At 68.9% G+C, this 23,405-nt stretch carries 22 protein-coding genes and 1 tRNA gene; 3 read left to right on the top strand and 20 right to left on the bottom strand.

The features are described from left to right. Window positions 1-60: 60 nt before the first annotated feature. The 17 genes from atpB to AC07AG_RS14515 form a co-directional block, all read right to left on the bottom strand. Window positions 61-831, bottom strand: coding sequence for a F0F1 ATP synthase subunit A (gene atpB, locus AC07AG_RS14595; RefSeq protein ID WP_478755569.1), 771 nt, complete (start codon window positions 829-831; stop codon window positions 61-63). Window positions 832-1,107: 276 nt separating this feature from the next. Continuing rightward, window positions 1,108-1,545 carry a hypothetical protein gene (locus AC07AG_RS14590; protein WP_478755140.1) on the bottom strand — a complete coding sequence of 146 codons (438 nt, stop codon included), beginning with the start codon at window positions 1,543-1,545 and terminating at the stop codon, window positions 1,108-1,110. A 260-nt stretch (window positions 1,546-1,805) separates the two neighbouring features. Beyond that, the gene (locus tag AC07AG_RS14585; RefSeq protein ID WP_478755138.1) at window positions 1,806-3,140 is read right to left on the bottom strand and encodes an MraY family glycosyltransferase; all 1,335 of its coding nucleotides are present in this window, start codon (window positions 3,138-3,140) and stop codon (window positions 1,806-1,808) included. Window positions 3,141-3,270: 130 nt separating this feature from the next. Continuing rightward, window positions 3,271-4,542 carry a serine hydroxymethyltransferase gene (locus tag AC07AG_RS14580; protein ID WP_478755137.1) on the bottom strand — a complete coding sequence of 424 codons (1,272 nt, stop codon included), beginning with the start codon at window positions 4,540-4,542 and terminating at the stop codon, window positions 3,271-3,273. A gap of 121 nt (window positions 4,543-4,663) precedes the next feature. Further along, complete coding sequence (locus tag AC07AG_RS14575; protein ID WP_478755135.1) at window positions 4,664-5,305, bottom strand: arsenate reductase/protein-tyrosine-phosphatase family protein; 642 nt, start codon at window positions 5,303-5,305, stop codon at window positions 4,664-4,666. Next, window positions 5,302-5,949, bottom strand: a complete 648-nt coding sequence (locus tag AC07AG_RS14570) for an L-threonylcarbamoyladenylate synthase (protein ID WP_249587745.1) — start codon at window positions 5,947-5,949, stop codon at window positions 5,302-5,304. The genes AC07AG_RS14575 and AC07AG_RS14570 overlap by 4 nt, the downstream gene beginning before the upstream one ends. Window positions 5,950-5,996: 47 nt before the next feature. Beyond that, complete coding sequence (gene prmC, locus AC07AG_RS14565; protein WP_361050016.1) at window positions 5,997-6,842, bottom strand: peptide chain release factor N(5)-glutamine methyltransferase; 846 nt, start codon at window positions 6,840-6,842, stop codon at window positions 5,997-5,999. Window positions 6,843-6,890: 48 nt separating this feature from the next. After that, window positions 6,891-7,967, bottom strand: coding sequence for a peptide chain release factor 1 (gene prfA, locus AC07AG_RS14560; protein ID WP_478755132.1), 1,077 nt, complete (start codon window positions 7,965-7,967; stop codon window positions 6,891-6,893). Window positions 7,968-8,114: 147 nt separating this feature from the next. Next, window positions 8,115-8,336, bottom strand: a complete 222-nt coding sequence (gene rpmE / locus AC07AG_RS14555; protein ID WP_249587748.1) for a 50S ribosomal protein L31 — start codon at window positions 8,334-8,336, stop codon at window positions 8,115-8,117. 172 nt (window positions 8,337-8,508) lie between these two features. Next, a complete protein-coding gene (locus AC07AG_RS14550; RefSeq protein ID WP_478755131.1) occupies window positions 8,509-9,630 on the bottom strand; it encodes an LCP family protein in 1,122 nt (373 codons plus the stop codon). A gap of 343 nt (window positions 9,631-9,973) precedes the next feature. Then, complete coding sequence (gene rho / locus AC07AG_RS14545) at window positions 9,974-12,040, bottom strand: transcription termination factor Rho (RefSeq protein ID WP_478755129.1); 2,067 nt, start codon at window positions 12,038-12,040, stop codon at window positions 9,974-9,976. Between the two features lie 373 nt (window positions 12,041-12,413). Next, window positions 12,414-13,331 carry a homoserine kinase gene (gene thrB / locus AC07AG_RS14540; protein WP_478755127.1) on the bottom strand — a complete coding sequence of 306 codons (918 nt, stop codon included), beginning with the start codon at window positions 13,329-13,331 and terminating at the stop codon, window positions 12,414-12,416. A 268-nt stretch (window positions 13,332-13,599) separates the two neighbouring features. Further along, complete coding sequence (thrC, locus tag AC07AG_RS14535) at window positions 13,600-14,658, bottom strand: threonine synthase (RefSeq protein ID WP_249587752.1); 1,059 nt, start codon at window positions 14,656-14,658, stop codon at window positions 13,600-13,602. 6 nt (window positions 14,659-14,664) lie between these two features. Beyond that, window positions 14,665-15,957 carry a homoserine dehydrogenase gene (locus tag AC07AG_RS14530; RefSeq protein ID WP_361050030.1) on the bottom strand — a complete coding sequence of 431 codons (1,293 nt, stop codon included), beginning with the start codon at window positions 15,955-15,957 and terminating at the stop codon, window positions 14,665-14,667. Between the two features lie 138 nt (window positions 15,958-16,095). Beyond that, entirely contained in the window at window positions 16,096-17,487 is a 1,392-nt protein-coding gene (gene lysA, locus AC07AG_RS14525; RefSeq protein WP_478755124.1) for a diaminopimelate decarboxylase, read from the bottom strand. Between the two features lie 44 nt (window positions 17,488-17,531). Beyond that, window positions 17,532-18,623 carry an ArgS-related anticodon-binding protein NrtL gene (gene nrtL / locus AC07AG_RS14520; protein WP_478755122.1) on the bottom strand — a complete coding sequence of 364 codons (1,092 nt, stop codon included), beginning with the start codon at window positions 18,621-18,623 and terminating at the stop codon, window positions 17,532-17,534. Window positions 18,624-18,777: 154 nt separating this feature from the next. After that, on the bottom strand, window positions 18,778-19,284 hold the full coding sequence (locus AC07AG_RS14515) for a response regulator (protein ID WP_478755120.1): 507 nt from the start codon (window positions 19,282-19,284) through the stop codon (window positions 18,778-18,780). A 200-nt stretch (window positions 19,285-19,484) separates the two neighbouring features. On the opposite strand from AC07AG_RS14515, the gene AC07AG_RS14510 reads away from it, so the two are divergent. After that, window positions 19,485-19,556: transfer RNA gene (locus tag AC07AG_RS14510), tRNA-Arg, on the top strand. 166 nt (window positions 19,557-19,722) lie between these two features. On the opposite strand, the gene AC07AG_RS14505 is transcribed toward AC07AG_RS14510, so the two are convergent. After that, window positions 19,723-20,742: a zinc-binding dehydrogenase gene (locus AC07AG_RS14505; RefSeq protein ID WP_478755118.1), complete on the bottom strand. Its 1,020-nt coding sequence runs from the start codon at window positions 20,740-20,742 to the stop codon at window positions 19,723-19,725. A gap of 61 nt (window positions 20,743-20,803) precedes the next feature. Here AC07AG_RS14505 and AC07AG_RS14500 point away from each other — a divergent pair, with 61 nt between their 5' ends. Continuing rightward, on the top strand, window positions 20,804-21,112 hold the full coding sequence (locus AC07AG_RS14500) for an ArsR/SmtB family transcription factor (protein WP_129771975.1): 309 nt from the start codon (window positions 20,804-20,806) through the stop codon (window positions 21,110-21,112). Window positions 21,113-21,149: 37 nt separating this feature from the next. Here the strand turns inward: AC07AG_RS14500 and AC07AG_RS14495 are convergent, their stop codons facing one another. Both AC07AG_RS14495 and AC07AG_RS14490 read right to left on the bottom strand, forming a co-directional pair. Further along, complete coding sequence (locus AC07AG_RS14495) at window positions 21,150-21,833, bottom strand: response regulator transcription factor (RefSeq protein WP_478755116.1); 684 nt, start codon at window positions 21,831-21,833, stop codon at window positions 21,150-21,152. Next, complete coding sequence (locus AC07AG_RS14490; protein WP_478755567.1) at window positions 21,834-22,793, bottom strand: HAMP domain-containing sensor histidine kinase; 960 nt, start codon at window positions 22,791-22,793, stop codon at window positions 21,834-21,836. 250 nt (window positions 22,794-23,043) lie between these two features. Between AC07AG_RS14490 and AC07AG_RS14485 the strand changes: the two genes are divergently transcribed. Continuing rightward, window positions 23,044-23,376, top strand: coding sequence for a TraR/DksA family transcriptional regulator (locus AC07AG_RS14485; protein WP_478755114.1), 333 nt, complete (start codon window positions 23,044-23,046; stop codon window positions 23,374-23,376). Window positions 23,377-23,405 lie beyond the last annotated feature (29 nt).

The following is a 23,405-nucleotide window of genomic DNA, read 5'->3' as shown; positions in this document are numbered from 1 at the left end:
TTCATGGACCGGTGGGGGTTGGCCACCGGGCGATCTGGGGGCTGGAAAGCCGGGTTTTACTCAGTGGTGCTCGGCGAGAGCGCCCTGAATGTAGGTGGCCGAGAGGAGCACGAAGACGTACGCCTGGACCGCCTGCACGAAAAGTTCGAAGAGGATCATGACGACGGTCATCACGAACGAGACACCGGCGGCGGGGATCATCCAGCTGTTCAGCAGGTACCAGGAGGCGACGGTGAACATCACCAGCATCAGGTGACCGGCGAACATGTTGGCGAAGAGTCGCACGGCGTGCGTGAACGGCCGCACAAGCAGGTTCGAGAAGAACTCGATGAACGACACGAGCCACTTGATCGGGCCGAGCGAGTTGTCGTAACCGGTGATGTTCTTCCAGCCGCCGACGAATCCGTGGCGCTTAAAGGTGAGAGGCACCCAGATGAAGTAGACGACGGCCGCAAGCACGATCGGGTAAGCGATGACCGACGAGACCGGGAACTGGGTCAGCGGGATCACGGACCAGATGTTCATGATCCAGATGAAGAAGAACATCGAGACCATCAGGGGGACGTACTTCTCGCCCTCCTTCTTGCCCATCGTCTCGTAGACGATGCCGCGGCGTACGAAGTCGTAGCCGGCCTCACCGATCATCTGCAGCTTGCCCGGGACGACCTTGGCCTTGCCGAACGCCGCGTAGAAGAAGCTGACCACGACGAGGGTCGTCAGCAGGGCGAGCAGCATGACCTTGTTGAACTCGAACCCGCCGACCTCGAAGATCGGCTTGAAGAGGAACGAGTGCAGGCCCGGAGCCGGGAAGCCACAGCCGTTGTCGGACATGATCCGACAGCTCCAGTCAAAGGCGAGCTCAGTTTGGTCAGCACTCACCGCGGGCTCCTTCGGCGTGACGCATAGGTACGGCAACCTCGTTGTCGTGTCGGCGCGGCGCGCAGCCGCGGTTCGGCACCAGACTGGTGTTTCGGATGTGGGCGCGGCGTTCAGGCATCGAGCCTCGCGATCGTGCAGGCGTCAGCTCAGATGCCCGCGCCAGCAGTGCCGCAGTTGGCACCGGACGATAGCAGCATCTCGAACGCGCATTTATCCCGGCCCTACCCTTCACGTCGAGGACCCCGACTTCTCCGGCTTGTCCTTCTGCTCGGAGTCGGGTTCAACGTAAAGGATCTTGGCCTTCATGAACGCGCGGGCCTGCGACGCCATCCACACGACGGTCGCGACCACAAGACCCACGGCGAATGCCTTGGGGTTGAACAACGTGGTGTCCTTGAAGAGAGCCACGAAGACAAGAAGCAGCAGGAGTTGGGCGACGTAGAGCATCAGCCCCATCGCCTGGAACAACTGCGGAAGCGATTTCGCCGTGCGTTGGAGTACGAACATCCCGAGCCCCATGAAAGCGATGACCACCAATGTGCCGACGACCGCCCCGAGCGCTCCCTTGCCGCCCGCGACCACTCCACTGACGACGGCGACGATCGCACCGGCGGCAGCAGTGGGTACGGCGGACTGAAGGAGAGTTCGGGTGTCTTGAGACGGCATGGCGGCGCTCCGCTTACTGATGGGGGCAGGGTGTCGTCATGGACGAGCGTAGTCCGGGGTCGAGAGTGTCCCTCGGGCCAATGGACCGTCGCACTACGGTCCTTCGGCTCTATCCCCTGGTTTCGTGAACGGTATCACAAACTATTTGATGAGGTCTTTACCTGCTAGGTGTGCTCGCTGTCACACATGAGAGTTAACCCGCGCGTCTGTGCACGCAGCGAGGCAACTTGTCTGGTATTGGGCACGTTTGACGGTGGCCGTCAGCTCGACGACTCGGCCTTGTGCCGATCCTCGAAGCGCGAGCGGGTGCCAACGGCCGTCGCCCCGTTGACGCCTGACCCGACCGGAGGACGGTCCTCTGCTTCCGCATCCGTCTCGTCCGTCGCATCCACCTCGTCGGCCGCCTGCGTGGTCGAGGCCGCCGTCTTGCGCCGCCGGTAGCGCGGCGGCACGAAGGACTCGGCCCAGCGCGGGATGTGCGGGGTGAACCGCGGCAGCAGGAGCAGCACGAGGCCCACCGCGCTCAGGGCGACGATCGCGAACAAGATCCACATGCTGGCCGAGTGGACCGAGTAGGCCACCGTCCCGAAGCCGATCAGCGCGGACCAGAAGTACATGATCAGCACCGCGCGGCTGTGCGAGTGGCCGATCTCCAGGAGGCGGTGGTGAAGGTGTCCGCGGTCGGCCGCGAACGGCGACTTGCCGTTCCACGTACGCCTCACGATCGCGAGGACCAGGTCGGCGAACGGGATCGCGATGATCGTCAGCGGCATCAGGAGCGGGATGAAGACCGGGAGCATCGCGTGCGTGGCATCGCGGGTGCCTCCGAAGTTCAGCTTCAGGGCGTCGCCGTCGATCTGCCCTGTGGCGGAGATCGCACCCGCGGCGAGGACCAGGCCGATCAGCATCGAGCCCGAGTCCCCCATGAAGATCCGGGCGGGATGGATGTTGTGCGGCAGGAAGCCCAGGCACATGCCGATCAGGATCGCGGCGAAGAGCGTCGCGGGGGCCGCGGCCTCGATGCCGTAGCCGTACCAGAGGCGGTAGGCGTACAGGAAGAACGCCGTCGCCGCGATGCACACCATGCCCGCCGCGAGGCCGTCCAGGCCGTCCACGAAGTTCACCGCGTTGATGGTGATCACGACGAGCGCGACCGTCAGGAGCGTGCCCTGGCCCTGGTCCAGGAGGACCATGCCGTAGCCCGGGACCGGGATCCACAGGATCGTCAGGCCCTGCAGGACCATGACGCCGGCGGCGATCATCTGGCCGCCCAGCTTGATCAGGGCGTCGATCTCGAACTTGTCGTCAAGGACGCCGATCAGCCAGATCAGCGCGGCACCTGAGAGCAGGGCGCGCGGTTCGTTGGACCGCTCGAATACGTCGTTCAGGTTCGGCAGGTGGTCGGCGACAAGGAGACCGGCGCACAGCCCGAAGAACATCGCGATACCGCCGAGCCGGGGCGTTGGCTCCCGGTGCACGTCGCGGGCGCGGATCTCCGGCATGGCGCCGGCCACGATCGCGAACTTCCGCACCGGGCCGGTCAGCAAGTAAGTCACCGCGGCCGTGATGCAGAGCGTCAGCAGGTATTCACGCACGGGCTTCCCCACAGGTATCGCTGGCCATCTCAGCCCCACACCCTAGCTCTGCGTGCATACGGTTGGGGACTTCCGGGTAGCGACGATGGTTGCACGAGTACGCGCCTTCCCCTGACGCCTCTACCCCGACCTAGGCCGTATACGGCGGAAATCTGCCCACCAGTTCACGCACTTCCTCTCGTACTTTCGAGTCGTTCGCCTCTTGGGACTGCTCACGCACGGCGTCGGCGAAGAGCCCCGCGATCCGCACCATCTCCGCGTCCCCCATGCCCTGCGTGGTCACGGCCGCGGTGCCCAGCCGCAGTCCGCGCCCATCGGCGTAGGGCAGGGCGCACGTGTCGAGGACCAGGCCGCGGGCGGCGAGCCTGCCGCGGGCGGTGTGCGCGTCGAGGCCCAGGGGCGTGGTGTCGGCCAGGATCAGGTGCGTGTCGGTGCCGCCGGTGGTGATCGCGCAGCCCGCGGCGGCCAGGGCCTGGGCGAGGATGCGGGCGTTGGCGACGACCTGATGGGCGTACGCGGTGAAGGCCGGGGTCTCCGCCTCGCCGAACGCGACGGCCTTGGCGGCGATCGTGTGCATCTGCGCGCCGCCCTGCGTGAAGGGGAACACGGCCCGGTCGATGCGGGAGGCGAGCTCGGCACCGCACAGGATCAGGCCGCCGCGCGGGCCGCGGAGCACCTTGTGGGTCGTGGCGCAGACCACGTCGGCGTACGGCACGGGGTTGGGGGCCGCTCCCCCGGCGACCAGGCCGATCGGGTGGGCCGCGTCGGCGATGAGGTAGGCCCCTACGTCGTCGGCGATGTCGCGGAAGGCCGCGTAGTCGATGTGCCGGGGGTAGGCGATGGAGCCGCAGACGATCGCCTTCGGCCGGTGCGAGCGGGCCAGGACGCGCACCTGGTCGTAGTCGATGAGGCCGCTCTCCGGGTCGACGCCGTAGCCCACGAAGTCGAACCAGCGCCCCGAGAAGTTCGCGGGCGAGCCGTGCGTGAGGTGGCCTCCGTACGGCAGGCCCATCGCCAGGACGGTGTCTCCGGGGCGCAGCAGGGCGGCGTACGCGGCCAGGACCGCGGAGGATCCGGAGTGCGGCTGCACATTGGCGTGCTCGGCGCCGAAGAGGGCCTTGGCGCGGTCGATGGCGACGCGCTCGGCGACGTCCACCAGCTCGCAGCCGCCGTGGTGACGGGCGCCGGGGTAGCCCTCTGCGTATTTGTTGGCCAGCGGCGAGCCCAGGGCCGCGAGGACGGCCGGTGAGGTGAAGTTCTCGGCGGCGATCAGCTGGAGCGACGAAGCCTGGCGGTCCTGCTCGGCCAGGAGGATCTCCGCCATCTGGGGGTCCGCGTCGCGGAGCGCGGCGAAGTCAGCGGGCGCCGTCGCGGCGGCGATGGGTGCGGTGCTGACCGGCATCTTGGGCTCCGGGCCTCGCGAGGGGTGAGGGTCCCTCCAATGTAGGCCTGCCACACGGTGCCCGCGCGGCGTCGGCCGCCCGATCTTTCGAGGAGATGCCAAGGGATGCGAAGAGAAAGGTTTACGCCTTGGCCCGCACGCCCGTCAGCGCCGTCACCACCGGATCCAGCGCCTCGTTGATCTCGTCGCCCACCGAGCGGAAGAAGGGCAGCGGCGCCCCGTAGGGGTCGTACACCTCGTCCGCCTCGGCCGTGGGCGCCAGGAGCCAGCCACGCAGCGCCGCTGCGGCCCGTACCAGGGCCCTGGCCCGCTCGACGACACCTCCGTCGACGTCGGGCAGCGTCGCCGGGTCTATGGCCCGCACGAGCCGCGTGAACTCCTTGAGCGTGAACGTGCGAAGGCCCGCCGAGTGGCCCATCGAGATGACCTGCGCCCGGTGGTCCCGGGTCGCCGTCAGGACGAGGTCCGCACGGATGACGTGCTCGTCGAGAAGCTCGCGTCCTTTGAAGCCGGACGCGTCCGCGCCGAAGTCCGCGAGCACCGCCTCGGCGTTGGTCTCCATGGGGGCGCCCTCGTGCCCCCACGTGCCCGCGCTCTCCACGATCAGGCCGCCGGTGAAGGGATCACCCAGGCGGTCGGCCAGGGCATGCCTGGTCAGCCGCTCGGTGATGGGCGAGCGGCACACATTGCCGGTGCTGACGTGGAGGATGCGGAACGAACCGGAATAAGCCGCTATGCCACGCCCCGTCTCAGGGGCTGTCAATTCGCCACCTCGAGGTCGGGTACCACCTTGCGGAGCTCCTCCGCGTCCAGGGCACCCGCGCGCAGCAGTACCGGCACCTTCCCGGTGACGTCCACGATCGAGGAGGGGACGATGCCCGGCGTCGGGCCGCCGTCCAGGTACACGGAGACGGAGTCGCCGAGCATCTCCTGCGCGGCGTCACAGTCCTCCGGGGCGGGGTGGCCGGTGAGGTTCGCCGACGAGACCGCCATGGGGCCGACCTCGGTGAGCAGTTCGATGGCGACGGGGTGCAGCGGCATCCGGATCGCGACGGTCCCACGGGTGTCCCCGAGGTCCCACTGGAGCGAGGGCTGCTGCTTGGCGACCAGGGTCAGCGCGCCGGGCCAGAAGGCGTCGACGAGCTCCCAGGCCGACTCGGAGAAGTCGGTGACCAGGCCGTGCAGCGTGTTCGGGGAGCCGATGAGGACAGGGGTGGGCATATTGCGGCCACGGCCCTTGGCGTCGAGCAGGTCGGCGCATGCCTCCGGCGTGAAGGCGTCGGCACCGATGCCGTAGACGGTGTCGGTGGGCAGGACGACCAGCTCGCCACGGCGGACGGCCGACGCGGCCTCGCGCAGACCGGTCGTACGGTCGGTCGCGTCATTGGTGTCGTATCGCCGTGCCATCTAGCTGGCCTCCTCGTACACGTACTGCTGGCTTGAAGTGGGTGTGCTCACGGCATCGCCTTGCGGGCGGTCGCGAACCTCGGCCGGTTGTTGAGGTCGGGGTGGTCGGCCGCGTCGGCCCAGCCCCGCTCCTCGGTGAAGATCCACGGCACCTGGCCGCCCTGGGTGTCGGCGTGCTCGATGACAACGACGCCACCGGGCCGCAGGAGGCGGTGTGCGGTGCGCTCGATGCCGCGAATCAGGTCGAGGCCGTCCTCGCCGGAGAAGAGCGACAGTTCCGGGTCGTAGTCCCGGGCTTCCGGAGCGACGTACTCCCACTCGGTGAGCGGGATGTACGGCGGGTTCGAGATGAGGAGGTCGACCTGCCCGTCGAGCTCCGGCAGGGCGTCGCGCGCGTCGCCCTGGGAGAGCTTGACCCTGGACCCCTCGACGTTCTTGCGCGTCCACTTCAGGGCGTCCTCGGACAGCTCCACGGCGTGCACCCGCGAGCGCGGGACCTCCTGCGCCATGGCCAGGGCGATGGCCCCGGAGCCCGTACAGAGATCGACGATGAGCGGCTCGACGACGTCCATCGCGCGCACGGCGTCTATGGCCCAGCCGACGACCGACTCGGTCTCGGGGCGCGGCACGAAGACACCGGGGCCCACCTGCAGTTCGAGATAGCGGAAGAAGGCACGCCCGGTGATGTGCTGGAGCGGCTCGCGGGCCTCACGGCGCGCGATCGTCTCCCAGTAGCGGGCGTCGAAGTCCGAGTCCTTGACGGAGTGCAGCTCGCCCCGCTTCACGCCGTGCACGAAGGCGGCGAGCTCCTCCGCGTCGTTGCGCGGCGAGGGCACGCCGGCGTCGGCCAGCCGCTGGGTGGCCTGGGCCACTTCCGCGAGCAGCAGGTTCACGCTGGTCCTCCGGGGCTGAGCGATGCGATGGGCGGGTGCGGTCGTGGCTCAGGCTGCCGCGAGCTTGGCTGCGGAGTCCGCGTCGACGCAGGCCTGGATGACCGCGTCGAGGTCTCCGTCGAGCACCTGGTCCAAGTTGTACGCCTTGAAGCCGACGCGGTGGTCCGAGATCCGGTTTTCCGGGAAGTTGTACGTCCGGATCTTCTCGGAGCGGTCGACGGTGCGGACCTGGCTGCGACGGGCGTCCGCCGCCTCCTTCTCCGCTTCCTCCTGAGCCGCGGCAAGGAGCCTGGAGCGCAGGATACGCATCGCCTGCTCCTTGTTCTGCAGCTGGCTCTTCTCGTTCTGGCAGGACGCCACGACACCGGTGGGCAGGTGCGTGATGCGCACCGCGGAGTCGGTGGTGTTGACCGACTGGCCGCCGGGGCCCGACGAGCGGTACACGTCGATGCGCAGGTCGTTGGCGTGGATCTCCACGTCGACCTCCTCGGCCTCGGGCGTCACCAGGACGCCGGCCGCGGAGGTGTGGATCCGGCCCTGCGACTCGGTCGAGGGCACGCGCTGCACGCGGTGCACGCCGCCCTCGTACTTCAGCCGCGCCCAGACACCCTGGCCGGGCTCGGTCGCGCCGTTGCCGCCCTTGGTCTTCACGGCGACCTGGACGTCCTTGTAGCCGCCCAGCTCGGACTCGGTGGCGTCGATGATCTCGGTCTTCCAGCCGACGCGCTCCGCGTACCGCAGGTACATGCGAAGGAGGTCGCCGGCGAAGAGCGCCGACTCGTCGCCGCCCGCGCCCGCCTTGACCTCAAGGATGACGTCCTTGTCGTCGTTGGGGTCCCGGGGCACCAGGAGAAGCCGCAGCTTCTCGGTGATCTCCTCGCGCTGCTTCTCCATGTCCTTGACCTCGGCGGCGAACTCCGGTTCCTCCGCGGCCAGTTCACGGGCCGTCGCGATGTCCTCGCCGGTCTGCTTCCAGGCGCGGTACGTCGAGACGATCGGGGTCAGCTCGGCGTAGCGCTTGTTGAGCTTGCGCGCGTTGGCCTGGTCGGCGTGGACCGAGGGGTCCGCGAGCTTTGTCTCCAGATCGGCGTGCTCGCCGATCAGTTCCTCGACCGCCTCGAACATCGGGGTCTCCTGAGTTTTCTACGCGAAGGTTCTGCGCGAAGGTTCTGCGCGACATGGCGACGCGGCATGGCTGCTGCGATCAGACGGCAAAGCGCCGGTCCCAACCGCCCCCTCCCGGGGGCGGCCGAAGACCGGCGCAGTGGCTCGCTACTTGTTGGCGGCGGCAGCCTTGCCGAAGCGGGCCTCGAAGCGGGCCACGCGGCCACCGGTGTCGAGGATCTTCTGCTTGCCCGTGTAGAACGGGTGGCACTCGGAGCAGACCTCGGCGCGGACGGTGCCGCTGGAGATCGTGCTGCGGGTGGTGAATTCGGCGCCACAGGTGCAGCTGACCTGGGTCTCGACGTACTCGGGGTGGATTTCGCGCTTCAAGGGTTTCTCCTAGTTTCGGGAGGGCGCCGGGTCGTACGCGCGGATTGCTCGTACGTGAACCGGGGCCGACGTACCAGTCTGCCAGGACCGGTCGCATCTGCCCAAACCGGGGTGGGTTCCGTTCTATTCCCCGCGGGTGTCCGGAAGGGTCACCCGCGGGTGTGCGGAAGGGTCAGTCGCTCGTCACGACATCGCTCGCGTCGCCCTTGTCGCCCGCGGACTTCTCGGTGGCGGACTTGGGGATCGGCTTGTCGGCCTTGAGCGCCGCCCAGACCTGCCGGTCGGCCTTCTCCAGGGGAAGGACGCGGTTGGGGTCCGCGGGGTCGTACTGGATGGGCAGGGTCACCATCTTCATGTCGCCCGCGCCGATGCCCTTGAGGCCGCCGGCGAAGCCCGCCAGGCTCTTGACGTCGTTCAGGTCCGAGTCGGTGGTGATGGCGCTGGTCGCGTCGTTCGCCAGGTCGTAGAGCTTCTTCGGGTTGCTGAAGACGCCGACGTCCTTGACCTGGTTGATCAGGGCCTTGATGAAGGCCTGCTGCAGCTGGATGCGGCCGAGGTCGCTGCCGTCGCCGACGCCGTGCCGGGTGCGGACCAGGCCGAGGGCCTGCTCGCCGGTGAGCTGGTGCTTGCCGGCCTTGAGATTCAGATGGCTGTCTTTGTCGTTGATGGCCTTCTTGGTGGTGATCTCGACGCCACCGAGGGTGTTGATCAGCTTCTTGAAGCCCGTGAAGTCGACTTCCACATAGTGATCCATCCGGATGCCGGACATTTTCTCCACGGTCTTGACGGCACAGGCGGGGCCGCCGACCTCGTACGCCGTGTTGAACATCTGCCGCTGGCCACCCGGGTCCGTCTCGCCGTCGTCCGTCTTGCACTCGGGACGGGATATGAGGGTGTCGCGGGGTATCGAGACGACGCTGGCCGTCTTGTGGCCCTTGTTCACGTGCACGACCATCGCCGTGTCCGAGCGGGCGGCGCCCTCGTCCTTGCCGTACTTGGCGTTGTCGCCGGAGCGGGAGTCGGAGCCGAGGACGAGGATGTCCTGCGAGCCGTTGTCGACGTTCTCGGGGCGGTCCGTGCCGAGCGCCGCGTTGATGTCGACGCCCTTGATGTTGCCGTTGAGCTTGAAGTACACGAAGCCGAGGCCCGCACCGCCGAGGACGACCACCGATGCCGCGGTCCACGCGGTGACGACGAGGACCTTCCGGCGCTTGTCGCGCGGCTTGCGACGCCGACCGCCACCGCCCTTGGGGCGCTTCGGTGCCGTATCCGCGGGTGCGCTCTCGTCGGTCATGTGCTCCTCAGTCCTCGTCGGGTCGGTTACCCCCTGCTTTCAGGGTCAGGCGCGGTTTGTCGTCAGTAGTCAGCGTTTTGTAGTCACTAGTCAGACGTGGAAACCGAAAGAAGGGTTGCACAGCACTTTGTGGGCGCCCCGGCGCGCGCTCGTGACGCATCGTGCACTCCCTTCCCACCCTTCCAGCTTCTCACCTGCGGTTTTTTCCGTCATGGGGCTACTGCCCGTGACCGTAAGAATCTCTTAGGTGTGTGGCCAAGGTCATTCAGCGCAAAGGGCCGCCCCCGTCGGATGACGGGGGCGGCCCTTTGCGTGCGCGAGTCGCGCGAGGACTACACGAGGACTAGTCGTTGCCGTTGCCCGGCGTCGGGGTCGTCTTCGCGATCTGCATGAGGAACTCGGCGTTCGACTTCGTCTGCTTCATCTTGTCGAGAAGCAGCTCGATGGCCTGCTGCGAGTCGAGGGCGTGCAGCACCCGGCGCAGCTTCCAGACGATCGCGAGCTCCTCCGCGTTCAGGAGGATCTCTTCCTTGCGGGTGGAGGACGCGTCGACGTCCACCGCCGGGAAGATGCGCTTGTCGGAGAGCTTCCGGTCGAGCTTGAGCTCCATGTTGCCGGTGCCCTTGAACTCCTCGAAGATCACCTCGTCCATGCGCGATCCGGTGTCGACGAGCGCGGTGGCGAGGATGGTCAGCGAGCCGCCGTCCTCGATGTTGCGCGCCGCACCGAAGAAGCGCTTCGGCGGGTAGAGCGCGGTCGAGTCGACACCACCGGACAGGATGCGGCCGGAGGCCGGGGCCGCCAGGTTGTACGCACGGCCCAGACGGGTGATCGAGTCGAGGAGCACGACCACGTCGTGACCCAGCTCCACGAGACGCTTGGCGCGCTCGATGGCCAGCTCGGCGACCGTGGTGTGGTCCTCGGCGGGACGGTCGAAGGTCGAGGAGATGACCTCGCCCTTCACCGACCGCTGCATGTCGGTGACCTCTTCCGGACGCTCGTCGACCAGGACGACCATCAGGTGGCACTCGGGGCTGTTCGTGGTGATCGCGTTCGCGACCGCCTGCATGATCATGGTCTTGCCGGTCTTCGGCGGGGCCACGATCAGACCGCGCTGGCCCTTACCGATCGGCGACACGAGGTCGATGATGCGGGTGGTGAGCACGCCCGGGTCGGTCTCCAGACGGAGCCGGTCCTGCGGGTAAAGGGGCGTCAGCTTGTTGAACTCCGGTCGCCCGCGCCCGGATTCGGCCGCCATGCCGTTCGCCGAGTCGAGGCGGACGAGCGCGTTGAACTTCTCGCGGCGCTCGCCGTCCTTGGGCTGACGGACGGCGCCGGTGACGTGGTCACCCTTGCGCAGACCGTTCTTGCGGACCTGGGCGAGCGACACGTACACGTCGTTCGGGCCCGGGAGGTAACCCGAGGTCCGGATGAACGCGTAGTTGTCGAGGATGTCCAGGATGCCCGCGACGGGGATCAGTACGTCGTCGTCGGCGACCTGCGGCTCGTTGGCGCCGCCGAACTCGTCGCGGCCACGACGGCCACGGCGGTCGCGGTAACGGCCACGGCGGCCACGACGGCCACCCGCCTCGTCGTCGAAGTCGTCCTGCGGGCCGTTGTCCCGCTGGTCGCGCTGCTGACGGTCCTGGCGGTCGCCACGGTCCTGGCGGTCCTGACGGCCGCCGCCCTGCTGGCGGTTGCCGCCCTGCTGCTGGTCGTCGCCCTTGTTGCCACGGCGGTCGCGGTCGCGGCCACGGCCCTGACGGTCGCGGTCACGGCGCTCACGGCGGCCGTCGGCGCCATCACCCGAGCCGTCGCCCTTGGCCTCGGACGAAGCGTCCGTCCTGGCCTCGTTCTTGGCGTCGTTCTTCGGCTCGCTCTTCGCCTCGGCGGTGACCGTCTCGGGGCTGCCCGCGTCGGCGGTCGCGCGGCGACGGCCGCGACGCTCGCCCTTGTCGGCACCCGCGGGCTGGCCCGGGATGTCGATCTGCTGCTGGGCGGTGGCCTCTTCGGCCTTGGCGCCCGCGGTCTGCTCGGCCTTGTCGGCCTTGCTCGCCCTGGGGGCCTTCTCCGCGGTGTCCTCGCCCGTCCGGGCCTTCGAGGTTGCGCGTCGCTTGGGCTTGGTCTCGGCGTCCGTGGCGGACGCGGACGGCGCGGCACTCTTCGCGGGGGCTCCCCCGCCGGCCTGCGCCTCCTTGATGACCTCGATCAGCTGGCTCTTGCGCATCCGCGCGGTGCCCTTGATACCGAGGCCGGATGCGACCTGCTGCAGTTCCGCCAGCACCATGCCATCGAGGCCGGTGCCGCGGCGCCGCCGGGACCCGGCCGAAGCACCGGTGGCAGGCGCCGCAGAGGCGTCCGTGGCGGGCGTGTCGGCAGTCACGCCCATCAGATCGGTGGTGTCGCTCACGAAGGGTCCTTCCCTGGAGCGGACGTCGGCCTGTCTGGCTCGGCGACCGGTTGTGCTGTCCGGAGGTCCTCTGGTGTGTGGACCGTGCCGGGGCGGTGGTCCGCCAACGCGCGGCGGAAGAATTCACTGGTGATGGCGAGTCCCGGTGAGGTGCCACTGAGGTGCGGTGTCACTCGGCTCGGTCACGCCGGTTCCGGAGCGTGCTCGGCGCTGCTCAATGCGAGGCACAGAGCAGTTTGGGAGGCTCCCGGAAGGATGGATGTCCCGGACGGGGACACAAAGCACCTCGCCATGGTGGGGTCGGGTGCAGACTTGAGGTTAACACTACCGGATCCAACAAACATTCCCCCTCTTCTCATCCGGCTACCAGCCGTCACGGCGCAAGCGGCAGCACGCTCGCACCGGTCGCGTCGAGCGCCAGACGATTGGCCGCCCAGCCCTCTCCTGCAAGGCGTGCGACCTTGTCCGCCGCACTCTCATCGGCCAGCGCGAGGACCGTGGGTCCCGCGCCGGAGATCATTGCCGGGACACCGTCCGCGCGCAGGCGTTCCACCAGGGCGGCGCTCTCCGGCATGGCGGGGGCGCGGTACTCCTGGTGGAGCCGGTCCTCGGTTGCGGGAAGCAGCAGCTCGGGGCGCCTGGTCAGGGCCTCGACGAGCAGTGCGGCCCGGCCCGCGTTGGCGGCCGCGTCGACGTGCGGGACGGTGCGCGGGAGCAGTCCGCGCGCGGTCTCGGTGAGGACGGGCTTTCCCGGTACGAAAACCACCGGAACGATGGAATCGGCGGGCTCCATCCTGATCGCCCGCGCCGATCCGCCGTCCATCCAGGAGAGCGTGAAACCGCCGAGCAGACAGGCGGCTACGTTGTCCGGGTGGCCCTCGATCTCGGTGGCGAGCTCGAGCAGGGCGTTGTCGTCGAGACGGGCGTCCCCGCCTATCGTCACGGCGCGCGCGGCGACGATGCCCGCGCAGATGGCGGCGGACGAGGAGCCGAGGCCCCGGCCGTGCGGAATGCGGTTGGCGCAGACGATTTCGAGCCCGCGCGGCTGTCCGCCGAGCAGGTCGAAGGCGGTACGCAGGGAACGTACAAGCAGATGCGACTCGTCGCGCGGGAGCGTCTCGCTGCCCTCACCTGCGATGTCGATGTTCAGTCCGGTGTCGGCCACCCGCACGACGACGTCGTCGTACAGACCCAGCGACAGGCCGAGGGCGTCGAAGCCCGGGCCGAGGTTGGCGCTGGTGGCGGGGACGCGCACCCGGACGGCGGCGGCGCGGAACGCGGGACCGGCCATCGCTCGATGACTCTCCTTGAGCTGCGATCTTTTGAGGACTTGCCACGTGATGAGGCACTACCCGAAGGCCGCTCTGCGGCAGCACCGCGGCATATGCGGCGGGGCGGGTTAGGTACAGCCTATCGAAGGAAGGTTCTGTGGCGACATAGGGCGCACAGGAGGCGCACGATGCGTGTCGTAAGCCCCCTGTGCACCCCCTATGCGGAGTTGCGGGTTTTCCGGACGGGTATGCCCGCCCTGCCGCCTGCGATAACGCCGACCGGCGTGATCAGGCCAGACCGAGTCGCTCGGCCGCGGCGGCCGAGTCGACCGGGACCGTGACCGGCTGCGGCGCGCCTGCGACGGCCCAGTCCGGGTCCTTGAGGCCGTTTCCGGTGACGGTGCAGACGATGCGCTGCCCCTTGTCGACCTTGCCCTGCTCGGCGGCCTTCAGCAGACCGGCGACCGAAGCGGCCGACGCCGGCTCGACGAAGACACCCTCCTGGGACGCCAACAGCTTGTAGGCGCGCAGGATCTCACGGTCCGTCACCTCGTCGATGAAGCCGTCCGACTCGTCGCGCGCGTCGAGGGCGAACTGCCACGACGCGGGGTTGCCGATGCGAATCGCGGTGGCGATCGTCGACGGGTCCTTGACGATCTCGCCGCGCACGATGGGCGCGGAACCGGAAGCCTGGAAGCCCCACATGCGGGGAGTGCGCGTCGAGATCGAGTCGGCGGCGTACTCCTTGTAGCCCTTCCAGTAGGCCGTGATGTTGCCCGCGTTGCCGACCGGCAGTACGTGGATGTCGGGGGCGTCCCCGAGCGCGTCCACGATCTCGAAGGACGCGGTCTTCTGGCCCTCGATGCGGAACGGGTTGACCGAATTGACCAGCGCCACCGGGTAGTTCTCGGAGAGCGCGCGGGCGAGGTTCAGGCAGTCGTCGAAGTTTCCGTCGACCTGGAGGATCTTCGAGCCGTAGACGAGCGCCTGGCCCATCTTGCCGAGCGCGATCTTGCCCTGCGGCACGAGGACCGCGCAGACCATTCCCGCGCGTACGGCATAGGCGGCGGCCGAGGCCGACGTGTTGCCGGTGGAGGCGCAGATGACGGCCTTCGCGCCCTCCTCCTTGGCCTTCGTGATCGCCATCGTCATACCGCGGTCCTTGAAGGACCCGGTCGGGTTGGCGCCCTCGACCTTGAGATGCACCTCGCAGCCCGTGCGCTCGGAGAGCACCTGCGCGGGTACGAGCGGCGTGCCGCCCTCGCGGAGCGTCACGACCGGCGTCGTGTCGGAGACGGGAAGACGGTCCCGGTACTCCTCGATGATTCCGCGCCATTGGTGGGTCATTGCTGCTTACTCCCCTTCAACCCGCATGATGCTGGCGACACCACGCACGGTGTCGAGATTCCGCAGCGCCTCGACGGTGCCGGTGAGGGCTGCGTCGGGCGCGCGGTGGGTGACGACGACGAGGGAGGCCTCGCCGTCCTTGCCCGTCTGACGGACCGTATCGATCGATACGCCGTGCTCGGCGAAGACCGTCGCGACCTGGGCGAGTACACCCGGCTTGTCGGCTACGTCGAGGCTGATGTGGTAGCGCGTGACGACCTCGCCCATGGAGCTCACGGGCAGCTGGGTGTACGCGGATTCGCCGGGCCCGGTGGCTTCGCCGAGCTTGTTCCGGCAGACGGCGACGAGGTCGCCGAGCACGGCCGACGCGGTGGGCGCGCCGCCCGCGCCGGGCCCGTAGAACATGAGCTGACCCGCGGCCTCCGCTTCCACGAAGACCGCGTTGTACGCCTCGCGGACCGACGCCAGCGGATGGCTGAGCGGAATCATCGCGGGGTGCACGCGCGCGGTGACGGAGCCGCCGTCGGCGGCCCGCTCACAGATGGCGAGCAGCTTGATGGTGCAGCCCATGCGCTTCGCGGACGCGAAGTCGGCGGCGGTCACCTCGGTCATGCCCTCGCGGTAGACGTCGTCGAGACGCACGCGCGTGTGGAAGGCGATGCCGGCGAGGATCGCGGCCTTGGCGGCGGCGTCGAAGCCTTCGACGTCGGCGGTCGGGTCGGCCTCGGCATAGCCGAGAGCGGTGGCCTCGTCGAGGGCTTCCTGGTAGCCGGCACCGGTGGTGTCCATGGCATCGAGGATGAAGTTGGTGGTCCCGTTCACGATCCCCAGGACGCGGTTGACCTTGTCACCGACGAGGGACTCGCGCAGCGGCCGGATCAGCGGAATGGCACCGGCGACGGCGGCCTCGTAGTACAGATCCCGCCCGTGCTCCTGGGCGGCGGCGTGCAGCGCGGCGCCGTCCTGGGCGATGAGCGCCTTGTTCGCGGAGACGACGGACGCGCCGTGCTCGAAAGCGGTGGTGATGAGGGTCCTGGCAGGCTCGATGCCCCCGATGACCTCGACGACCACATCAATGTCACCCCGTTTGACCAGCGCGGTCGCGTCCGTGGTGACCAGCGAGGGGTCGATCCCGTCCCGCACCTTCGACGGGCGGCGGACGGCGACCCCGGCGAGCTCCACCGGGGCACCGATCCGGGCCGTGAGGTCGTCGGCATGCGTCGTCATGATGCGCGCCACCTCTGAGCCGACAACCCCACAGCCCAGCAGCGCCACCTTCAGCGGACGCGTACGCATCATCCGACCTCACTTCTCATACATCTACAGTGGGACCAGTCTCACCCACCGGATCGCAGTTTCTATCCACGGTCCGGATCGTGAGACATCTATTTCACTGGCCGATACCTTGCCGGCCCTTGTTTCCCGGCCGATTTTTCCTCAGCCGACATCCAGACGCAGGAGATCTTCCTCCGTCTCGCGCCGGACGATGACCCGCGCCTCACCATCCCGCACGGCGACGACCGGCGGACGGAGGGCGTGGTTGTAGTTGCTCGCCATGGAACGGCAGTACGCGCCGGTCGCGGGCACGGCGATCAGGTCGCCGGGAGCGAGGTCGGCGGGCAGGAACGCGTCCTTCACCACGATGTCCCCACTCTCGCAGTGCTTGCCGACGACGCGGACGAGCATGGGCTCGGCGTCGGACTCGCGCGAGACGAGCGCGACGCTGTACTCGGCGTCGTAGAGAGCGGTACGGATGTTGTCGGACATGCCGCCGTCCACGGAGACGTACGTACGCAGTCCTTCGAGCGGCTTGACGGTGCCGACCTCGTAGAGGGTGAAGGCGGTGGGCCCGACGATGGCGCGTCCCGGCTCGACGGAGATACGAGGGGTCCGCAGATCGGCGGCCTCGCACTCACGCGTGACGATCTCGCCGAGCGCCTTGGCGATCTCGTGCGGCTCGCGGGGGTCGTCCTCGGAGGTGTAGGCGATGCCGAGCCCGCCGCCGAGGTCGATCTCGGGAAGCTCGACGCCGTGCTCGTCGCGGATCTCGGCGAGCAGCTGCACCACGCGCCGCGCGGAGACCTCGAACCCGGCCATGTCGAAGATCTGCGACCCGATGTGGCTGTGCACGCCGATGAGCTCGAGCCCGTCGAGCTGCAGCGCCCGCCGCACGGCCTCGGCGGCCTGTCCCCCGGCGAGGGCGATGCCGAACTTCTGGTCCTCGTGGGCGGTGGCGATGAACTCGTGCGTGTGGGCCTCGACGCCGACGGTCACGCGGATCTGCACGCGCTGACGGACACCGAGCCGGTCGGCGACGTGCGCGACACGCGCGATCTCCTGGAAGGAGTCGAGCACGATGCGTCCCACACCGGCTTCGATGGCCCGCTCGATCTCGTCCTCGGTCTTGTTGTTGCCGTGGAAGGCGATGCGGTCGGCGGGCATGCCGGCGGCGAGCGCGGTGGCGAGCTCACCGCCGCTGCAGACGTCGAGATTGAGCCCCTCCTCGTGCAGCCACCGCACGATGGCACGCGAGAGGAAGGCCTTCCCGGCGTAGAAGACGTCGGCATCGGAGCCGAAGGCACCGCGCCAGGCGTGGCAGCGGGCACGGAAGTCGGCCTCGTCGAGGAAGTAGGCGGGCGTGCCGAACTCCTCGGCGAGCCGGGTCACTTCGATCCCGCCGACGGTGACGACGCCGTCGGCGCTCCGTCCGACGGTCTGCGACCAGACCTTGGGGTCGAGGGAGTTCAGATCGGCGGCCGGGGCGGTGTAGTGCCCTTCGGGCAGTACGTCGGCGTGGCGGGGCCCGGCGGGGTGTGCGGAACGGCTCATGTCGCGGTCGTCTCTCTCACTTCATTCACGTCTGTCTTCACGTGTCACAAGTACTCGGGGGCACTGATGCCGAGCAGGGACAGGCCGCCTGCGAGCACCGTCCCGGCGGCTTCGGCGAGCGCGAGCCGGGCGCGGTGAGCGGCCAAGGGTTTCTCGTCACCAAGCGGCAGAACGGCGGGCTGGAAGGCGAGGAAGGCATCGGCGGTGGTGACGAGATGCCGGGCGAGGCGGTCGGGGGCACGGTGGCGGGCGGCTGCGGCGAGGACGCGGGGGTGGTCGGCGAGGGCGTCGAGGAGGGCCTGGTCCTCCGGTCCGGCTATGTCCCCGGGGGCGCTGTCGAAGCCGAGGGCGGCGGCGTTGCGGGTGAGGGCGCGGGTGCGGGAGTGGGCGTACCGCACGCGGAAGAGGGGGTTGCTCGCGCGCTGGACCAGATGCCCGTCCTCGTCACCGATGCGGGGCCGGTCGTGGGCGGCGGGGTACAGGAGGGCCCACCGGGCGGCGTCGCGGCCGAGGGGGGTGGGGTCCTGCGGGGCGGGGACGGGGCGGAGGGTTTCCGTCTGCGCGGTCGGCTCTTCCTGGGCGTCGAGGTGGACACCCAGGGAGCCCCAGCCGGGGTCGGGCGCTTCGTCGCAGGTGAGGCGTGCGAGAACGCCCTGGGATACGAGGATCCGGCGCAGCGAGTCGGCGAGCACGGCGGCGCGGACTTCGCGGGGGAAGCGGAGCTGTCGGGCTTCGCCGGTGGCCTCGACGTGCCCGTAGGAGACGCCGCGGGTGAGTACGTCCCTTACGAAACCGGCGGAGGCGCTGCCACTCCTGCCGCTCTTGTCACCGCTCTGGTCGAGAGTGATGTTGAGGAAACCGGGCCCGGTGATGTCGATGGCCGCGATGCCGGGCTCCCGGGCGAGGCGCGGGGACAACACTTCGGCCACCTGGAGCGGCGAGCGCCCCGCGGCGCGGGCGACCTGTAGGGCGACGTTGGTGGCGTAATCCCCGCAGCCGCCGGGCCGGGGCCGCTCGACGAGGACCCTCCCGGCCGTGCCCACGTCATCGAGGTCGTCCAGGCCGCTGAGCTCCCCGTCGTCGACGGCACGGCGCATGGCGCGCAGCACGGTGCGGGAGAGCTCGACGGGGGTCACGGGACAAGCGTATGGGAGGAGGGGGGTGGGGACGCGACCCGGTTTCCCGGATGGTCCGGGATGTGGACGGGGAGGGGGCTATGTGGCCCCCCCCGACGCGGCTGGCGAGCGGATCGGCAGCTGCGCCGGGTCAGCCGCGAGGGCTGCCGCTGGGTCAGCCGCCGGAACGGCCGGCGCGGGAGGCCTCCCCGGCGGCCCCGCACTCATTGCCGAGGGCACCACGCCCGCGACGCTCGCTGCCGTGCTCCATCAACTGCCGTACGATCCCCAGCAGTTCGGCGGGTTCGAAGGGCTTGGCGAGGAAGGCGTCCACCCCCACCTCAAGCCCGCTCTCCACCTCGTACTGAGTGCAGGCGCTGACAATGACGACGGGCAGATCCCGGGTCCGCGGATCGGAACGCAGCCGGGCGGCGGTACGCAGCCCGTCGAGGCGGGGCATCACCACGTCGAGCGTGATGACATCGGGCCTGACCTGGTTCACCACATCCAGGCACTCGGCACCATCGGCCGCGGTCACGACCTCGAAGCCCTCCAGCTCGAGGTTGACCCTGATCAGTTGCCGGATGACCTTGTTGTCGTCCACAACAAGCACGCGGCCGGACACGCCTGACACAACTCGAGAGTAGGTCCGCGCCCACCGCCGCGTCCGGGTTTTCCCCACTTCCGCCCCGTGCGGGGGACTGTGCGGCGGGCGGCCGGTGGAGCGTTCGGCGGACCAAGGGTGGCCCCTGGGACGCAGGGTGCGGATGCGGCGGCGCTACGGCCACGGAGTACGGCACGGAGGTGGGGAAATACCTGTTCATGGGGAGCCGTTAGGAGCTGGTAGGGTTCTACTTGTCGTCGCGAACACCGCGCTGACACGCCCCCGTAGCTCAGGGGATAGAGCATCGGCCTCCGGAGCCGGGTGCGCAGGTTCGAATCCTGCCGGGGGCACTTCGCAGCAACCAGGGTGATCACACCACTGGGCTAGAAGTGCCAGACATCGAGAGCCGGACCCAGTCCCACTGGGTCCGGCTCTTTGTCGTTGCCGATTGACTGCGTCAGGTCAGTGATCGACTCCGCTCGCCGGGGTCGTTGTCGCCCAGGACGACTGAGTCGCTCAGGACAAAGGCGTTGTCCGGCGCGGTGGCTCGTCCATGGGGTGCACAGCGATGGCGATCTTGCCGCGTGGGCGGCCGCGGCCCTCGGTGGCGGAGCCGCCTTCCAACAGTGTGTGCGCCTGTGCGATGTCGGCCAGCGGCAGCACGGCGCCGATCACCGGCCGGAGTCTGCCCTGGTCGACCAGCCGGCCGAGGGCCGCGAGCTTCGCCCGGCCGGGGCTGACGAAGAGGAAGTGGTAGGTCGCGTTCACGCCCCACGCGGCGAGCAGGTTCTGAGGTTCGGGGATGTCCACGATGGACACCACGCGGCCTCGGTCGGCGAGGACCTCCGGGCTGCGGGCGAGGGTGTCCCCACCCACCGTGTCAAGGACGACGTCCACCCCGCCCAGCGCGCGGACCTGCGGCACGTAGTCACCGGCCGAGAAGTCGATCGCGATGTCGGCCCCCAGTGCGGTGACGAACTCGTGATCCCTCTCCCGCGCGGTGGTCACCACCTCGGCTCCCAGCGCGCCGGCGAGCTGGATCGCGGCCGAGCCGACCCCGCCCGCTCCGCCGTGCACCAGGACCCGTTCCCCGGCCCGCACCCCGGCGCGTTCGACCAGCGCCTCCCACACCGTCACGCCCACGAGCGCGAGACCGGCGGCCTCGACGTGCGACAACCGTGCGGGCTTGCGGGTGACCAGGGCCTGGTCGACCACATGGAACTCGGCGTAGGTGCCCTGCCCGGCGAACATCGGCGCCAGGTACCAGACCTCGTCGCCCGGCTGGAAGTCGCCTGCCCCCGGGCCGGTCTCGACCACCACGCCGGACACGTCGTTGCCGATCACCGTGGGCAGCGCCACCTGGTCGCGGTAGTCGCCGCGCCGGGTTTGCAGGTCGAGAGGGTTCACGGACGTGGCCAGCACGCGCACCAGCAACTGCCCGGGTCCGGGAGTGGGTCTTGGGAGCTCTCGGGCGGCGAACGCGGTGTCCGCGTCACCGAAGCGGACGAGTTCCATCACACGCATCGAAGTCGACATGCGACGAACTTAGATCGAGATATCGCGAATCGTCAATATGTACATGCGTTACGATCACGGCGTGTTTTCGGAGGCGGAGTTGCTGGCTGTGTTCCGGGCCCTGTCCAACCCGGCCCGCCGTCAGATGCTGGTGTGGCTCAAGGAACCGATGAGTTTCCCCGGCCAGGAGCCCGGCGACGTCGAGATCGGTGTCTGCGTGACCGACATCCAGCAGCGCGCAGGTCTGGGGCAGTCAACCACCTCGCAGTACCTCGCCATGCTGCGGCAAGCAGGGCTGGTGGTCGCCACCCGGCGGGGCAAGTGGACCTACTACCGCCGCGACGAGACGAACATCGCCCGCCTCCTGGAGACCCTGCGCGACGTGTTCTAGATCCGATGCCGTTCAGCTGCAGCGGGCCCGGATGCCGTCAGGGTTCGATCAGGCCCGCTCTGATTGCGTAGCGCGTCAGTTCCAGGCGGTTGCGTAGGCCCAGTTTGTGCAAGAGGTTTGCTCGGTGTCTGTGGACCGTTTTTATGCTGATGAAGAGCATCTCGGCTATTTCCTTTGACGAGTGGGCCTCCGCCACCAGTTTGAGGACCTCCTCCTCGCGTGCTGTCAGTACCTGGTCGGGTGGTTCCTCGCCGTGGTGGACCCGGTCCAAGTAGTTGCGGATCAGGGCCGTCACCGCGCCGGGGTAGAGGAAGGGCTCGTCCCGCATTGCCGCTCTGCAGGCTGCTACCAGGTCGCGGTCTGCCACTGACTTCAGTACGTAGCCGCTGGCGCCTGCCTTCAGTGCCTGGAAGAAGTACTGCTCGTTGTCGTGCATCGTCAGCATCAGTACGCGTACGCCTGGCTTCAGTGCTGCCAGTTCGCGTGCGGCCTGCAAGCCCGTCATGCGGGGCATCGCTATGTCCAGGACCGCCAGGTCGACCTCGTGCGTGCGGGCCAGGGCTATCGCCTCCGCGCCGTCGCCCGCCTCGGCCACGACCTCCAGGTCCTGTTCGCCGTCGAGGATCAGCCTCACCCCGCGACGCACCAGTGCGTGGTCGTCCGCCAGGAGTATGCGGATCCTGGGCGTTGGCTTCTCGCTGATCGTTGTGGTCGTAATCATCTATGTGAATTCCGGGGTGGGGGGCGGAGGTAGCTGGAGGCTGATCTGTGTGCCTGTCCGTGGGCTTGAGGTGACGTCGAGCGTTGCCCCTATGAACAGGGCCCGTTCGCGCATTCCGCGGATTCCCGCGCCCTCGTGGGCCACCCCCGTACCGCGACCGTCGTCCACGACCGACAGCACCACCGCGCCTTCGGAACGGCGCAGGCTCAGTTCGACCCGGTCGGCCTCGGCATGGCGGGCCGCGTTGGTCAGGGCCTCCTGGGCCACCCGGTACAGGACCAACTCCGCCTGTGGGTCCAGCGGTGGCAGGTCGGGGTCGAAGCCGCGTACCACGCGCAGTCCCGCGTGCGTCGCGAACTCCGTGGTCAGGGAGGTGAGCGCGCTGATCAGGCCCAGGTCGTCCAGGACTCCCGGGCGCAGCCTGCGCACCAGGCGGCGTACTTCGTCCAGACTCCCCCTGGTGATCTCCTGCGCCTGTTGCAGCTCGCCGCGCAGGGGTTCGTCCGCCTCGTCCGACGCCCGCTTCAGGGACAGCAGGACCGCGGTCATGGTCTGGCCGACCTCGTCGTGGAGTTCCTGGGCGATGCGGCGCCGTTCGGATTCCTGGGCGAGCAGGACTCGGGCGGTGCTCGCGGCCCGTTCCTGCTCCAGCCGTTCGAGCATCGCGTTGAAGGTGCGGATCAGCTCGGCGGTCTCGCCGTAGCCCTGTTCCGGCAGGCGGTGTCCCGGGCGCAGCAGGTCCACCGTCGTCATCAGGCGGGTGAGGCGGTCGAGCGGGGCCAGGCCGATCCGCAGCAGCGCCGCGTTGGCGACCAGCATCACGGCCAGTCCTGCCACCAGGATGACCGCCTCGGTCAGCACCACCGGCACGGAGACGGTCACCGGCGCCCACAGCAGCAGGGCGGTGGCACTCCCCAGCACCACCGCGTTGAGCGCGAAGATCCGCCAGAACAGGGACAACGGGGTGATGCCTTCCTCTTGTTGCTGGGCCTGGTCGGCCACTTGCCGAAGCTTGATCGGCTTGATCGGCCTCCCGGCCAGCCTGCCCTCTCCCCTTCCGTCCGTCTATGGGGTCCAATGCCCATTTCCGCGATGGGGTCCTTGCCCCGGCATAGATGGGTATCGCGCCCGATGGGTTTCGCGCGGCCCACCGGCCACGGTGGGGGTGTCGTACGAGACCGAATCCCCGCCGTCTGAAGAAGGACCCGCCATGTCGCTCCCCACCCACACTCCCCCGGCCGAAGCCCGCCCCGGACGTCTGACCCCGCGCGAGGCCCGTCGGCGTCTGGAGCACGAACGTGGCTCCCGGCTGACGCAGTTGCAGGCCATCGGTGAGGCCGGGCATGAGGCGGACGAGCTGGTGATGGCGGCGCAGAAAGACACCCTTGAACGGGTCCTCAAAGAGATCGGGGCCGCCCTCGACCGCGTCCGGGACGGCAGTTACGGAACCTGTCCCGGCTGCTCACGGCCCATCCCGGTCGAGCGCCTGGAGATCCTGCCCTATACGCAGTTCTGCGTTCCCTGCCAGCGCAAGGCCGACTGATCGCCGCACGCCCACCCTCCTCCGTATCC

The organism is Streptomyces sp. NPDC044044 (assembly GCF_056434405.1).
The sequence above is the reverse complement of the archived record's forward strand: the minus strand, read 5'-3'. Positions and strand labels throughout refer to the sequence as shown.

Excerpts from the sequence above, each read along its gene's own strand:
- atpB (WP_478755569.1), bottom strand. The coding sequence starts at position 831 with ATGTCCGACAACGGCTGTGGCTTCCCGGCTCCGGGCCTGCACTCGTTC.
- AC07AG_RS14590 (WP_478755140.1), bottom strand. The coding sequence starts at position 1,545 with ATGCCGTCTCAAGACACCCGAACTCTCCTTCAGTCCGCCGTACCCACT.
- AC07AG_RS14580 (WP_478755137.1), bottom strand. The coding sequence starts at position 4,542 with ATGCCGGTCAGCACCGCACCCATCGCCGCCGCGACGGCGCCCGCTGAC.
- AC07AG_RS14570 (WP_249587745.1), bottom strand. The coding sequence starts at position 5,949 with ATGGCACGGCGATACGACACCAATGACGCGACCGACCGTACGACCGGT.
- prfA (WP_478755132.1), bottom strand. The coding sequence starts at position 7,967 with ATGTTCGAGGCGGTCGAGGAACTGATCGGCGAGCACGCCGATCTGGAG.
- AC07AG_RS14550 (WP_478755131.1), bottom strand. The coding sequence starts at position 9,630 with ATGACCGACGAGAGCGCACCCGCGGATACGGCACCGAAGCGCCCCAAG.
- thrB (WP_478755127.1), bottom strand. The coding sequence starts at position 13,331 with ATGGCCGGTCCCGCGTTCCGCGCCGCCGCCGTCCGGGTGCGCGTCCCC.
- thrC (WP_249587752.1), bottom strand. The coding sequence starts at position 14,658 with ATGACCCACCAATGGCGCGGAATCATCGAGGAGTACCGGGACCGTCTT.
- AC07AG_RS14530 (WP_361050030.1), bottom strand. The coding sequence starts at position 15,957 with ATGATGCGTACGCGTCCGCTGAAGGTGGCGCTGCTGGGCTGTGGGGTT.
- lysA (WP_478755124.1), bottom strand. The coding sequence starts at position 17,487 with ATGAGCCGTTCCGCACACCCCGCCGGGCCCCGCCACGCCGACGTACTG.
- AC07AG_RS14505 (WP_478755118.1), bottom strand. The coding sequence starts at position 20,742 with ATGTCGACTTCGATGCGTGTGATGGAACTCGTCCGCTTCGGTGACGCG.
- AC07AG_RS14495 (WP_478755116.1), bottom strand. The coding sequence starts at position 21,833 with ATGATTACGACCACAACGATCAGCGAGAAGCCAACGCCCAGGATCCGC.
- AC07AG_RS14485 (WP_478755114.1), top strand. The coding sequence starts at position 23,044 with ATGTCGCTCCCCACCCACACTCCCCCGGCCGAAGCCCGCCCCGGACGT.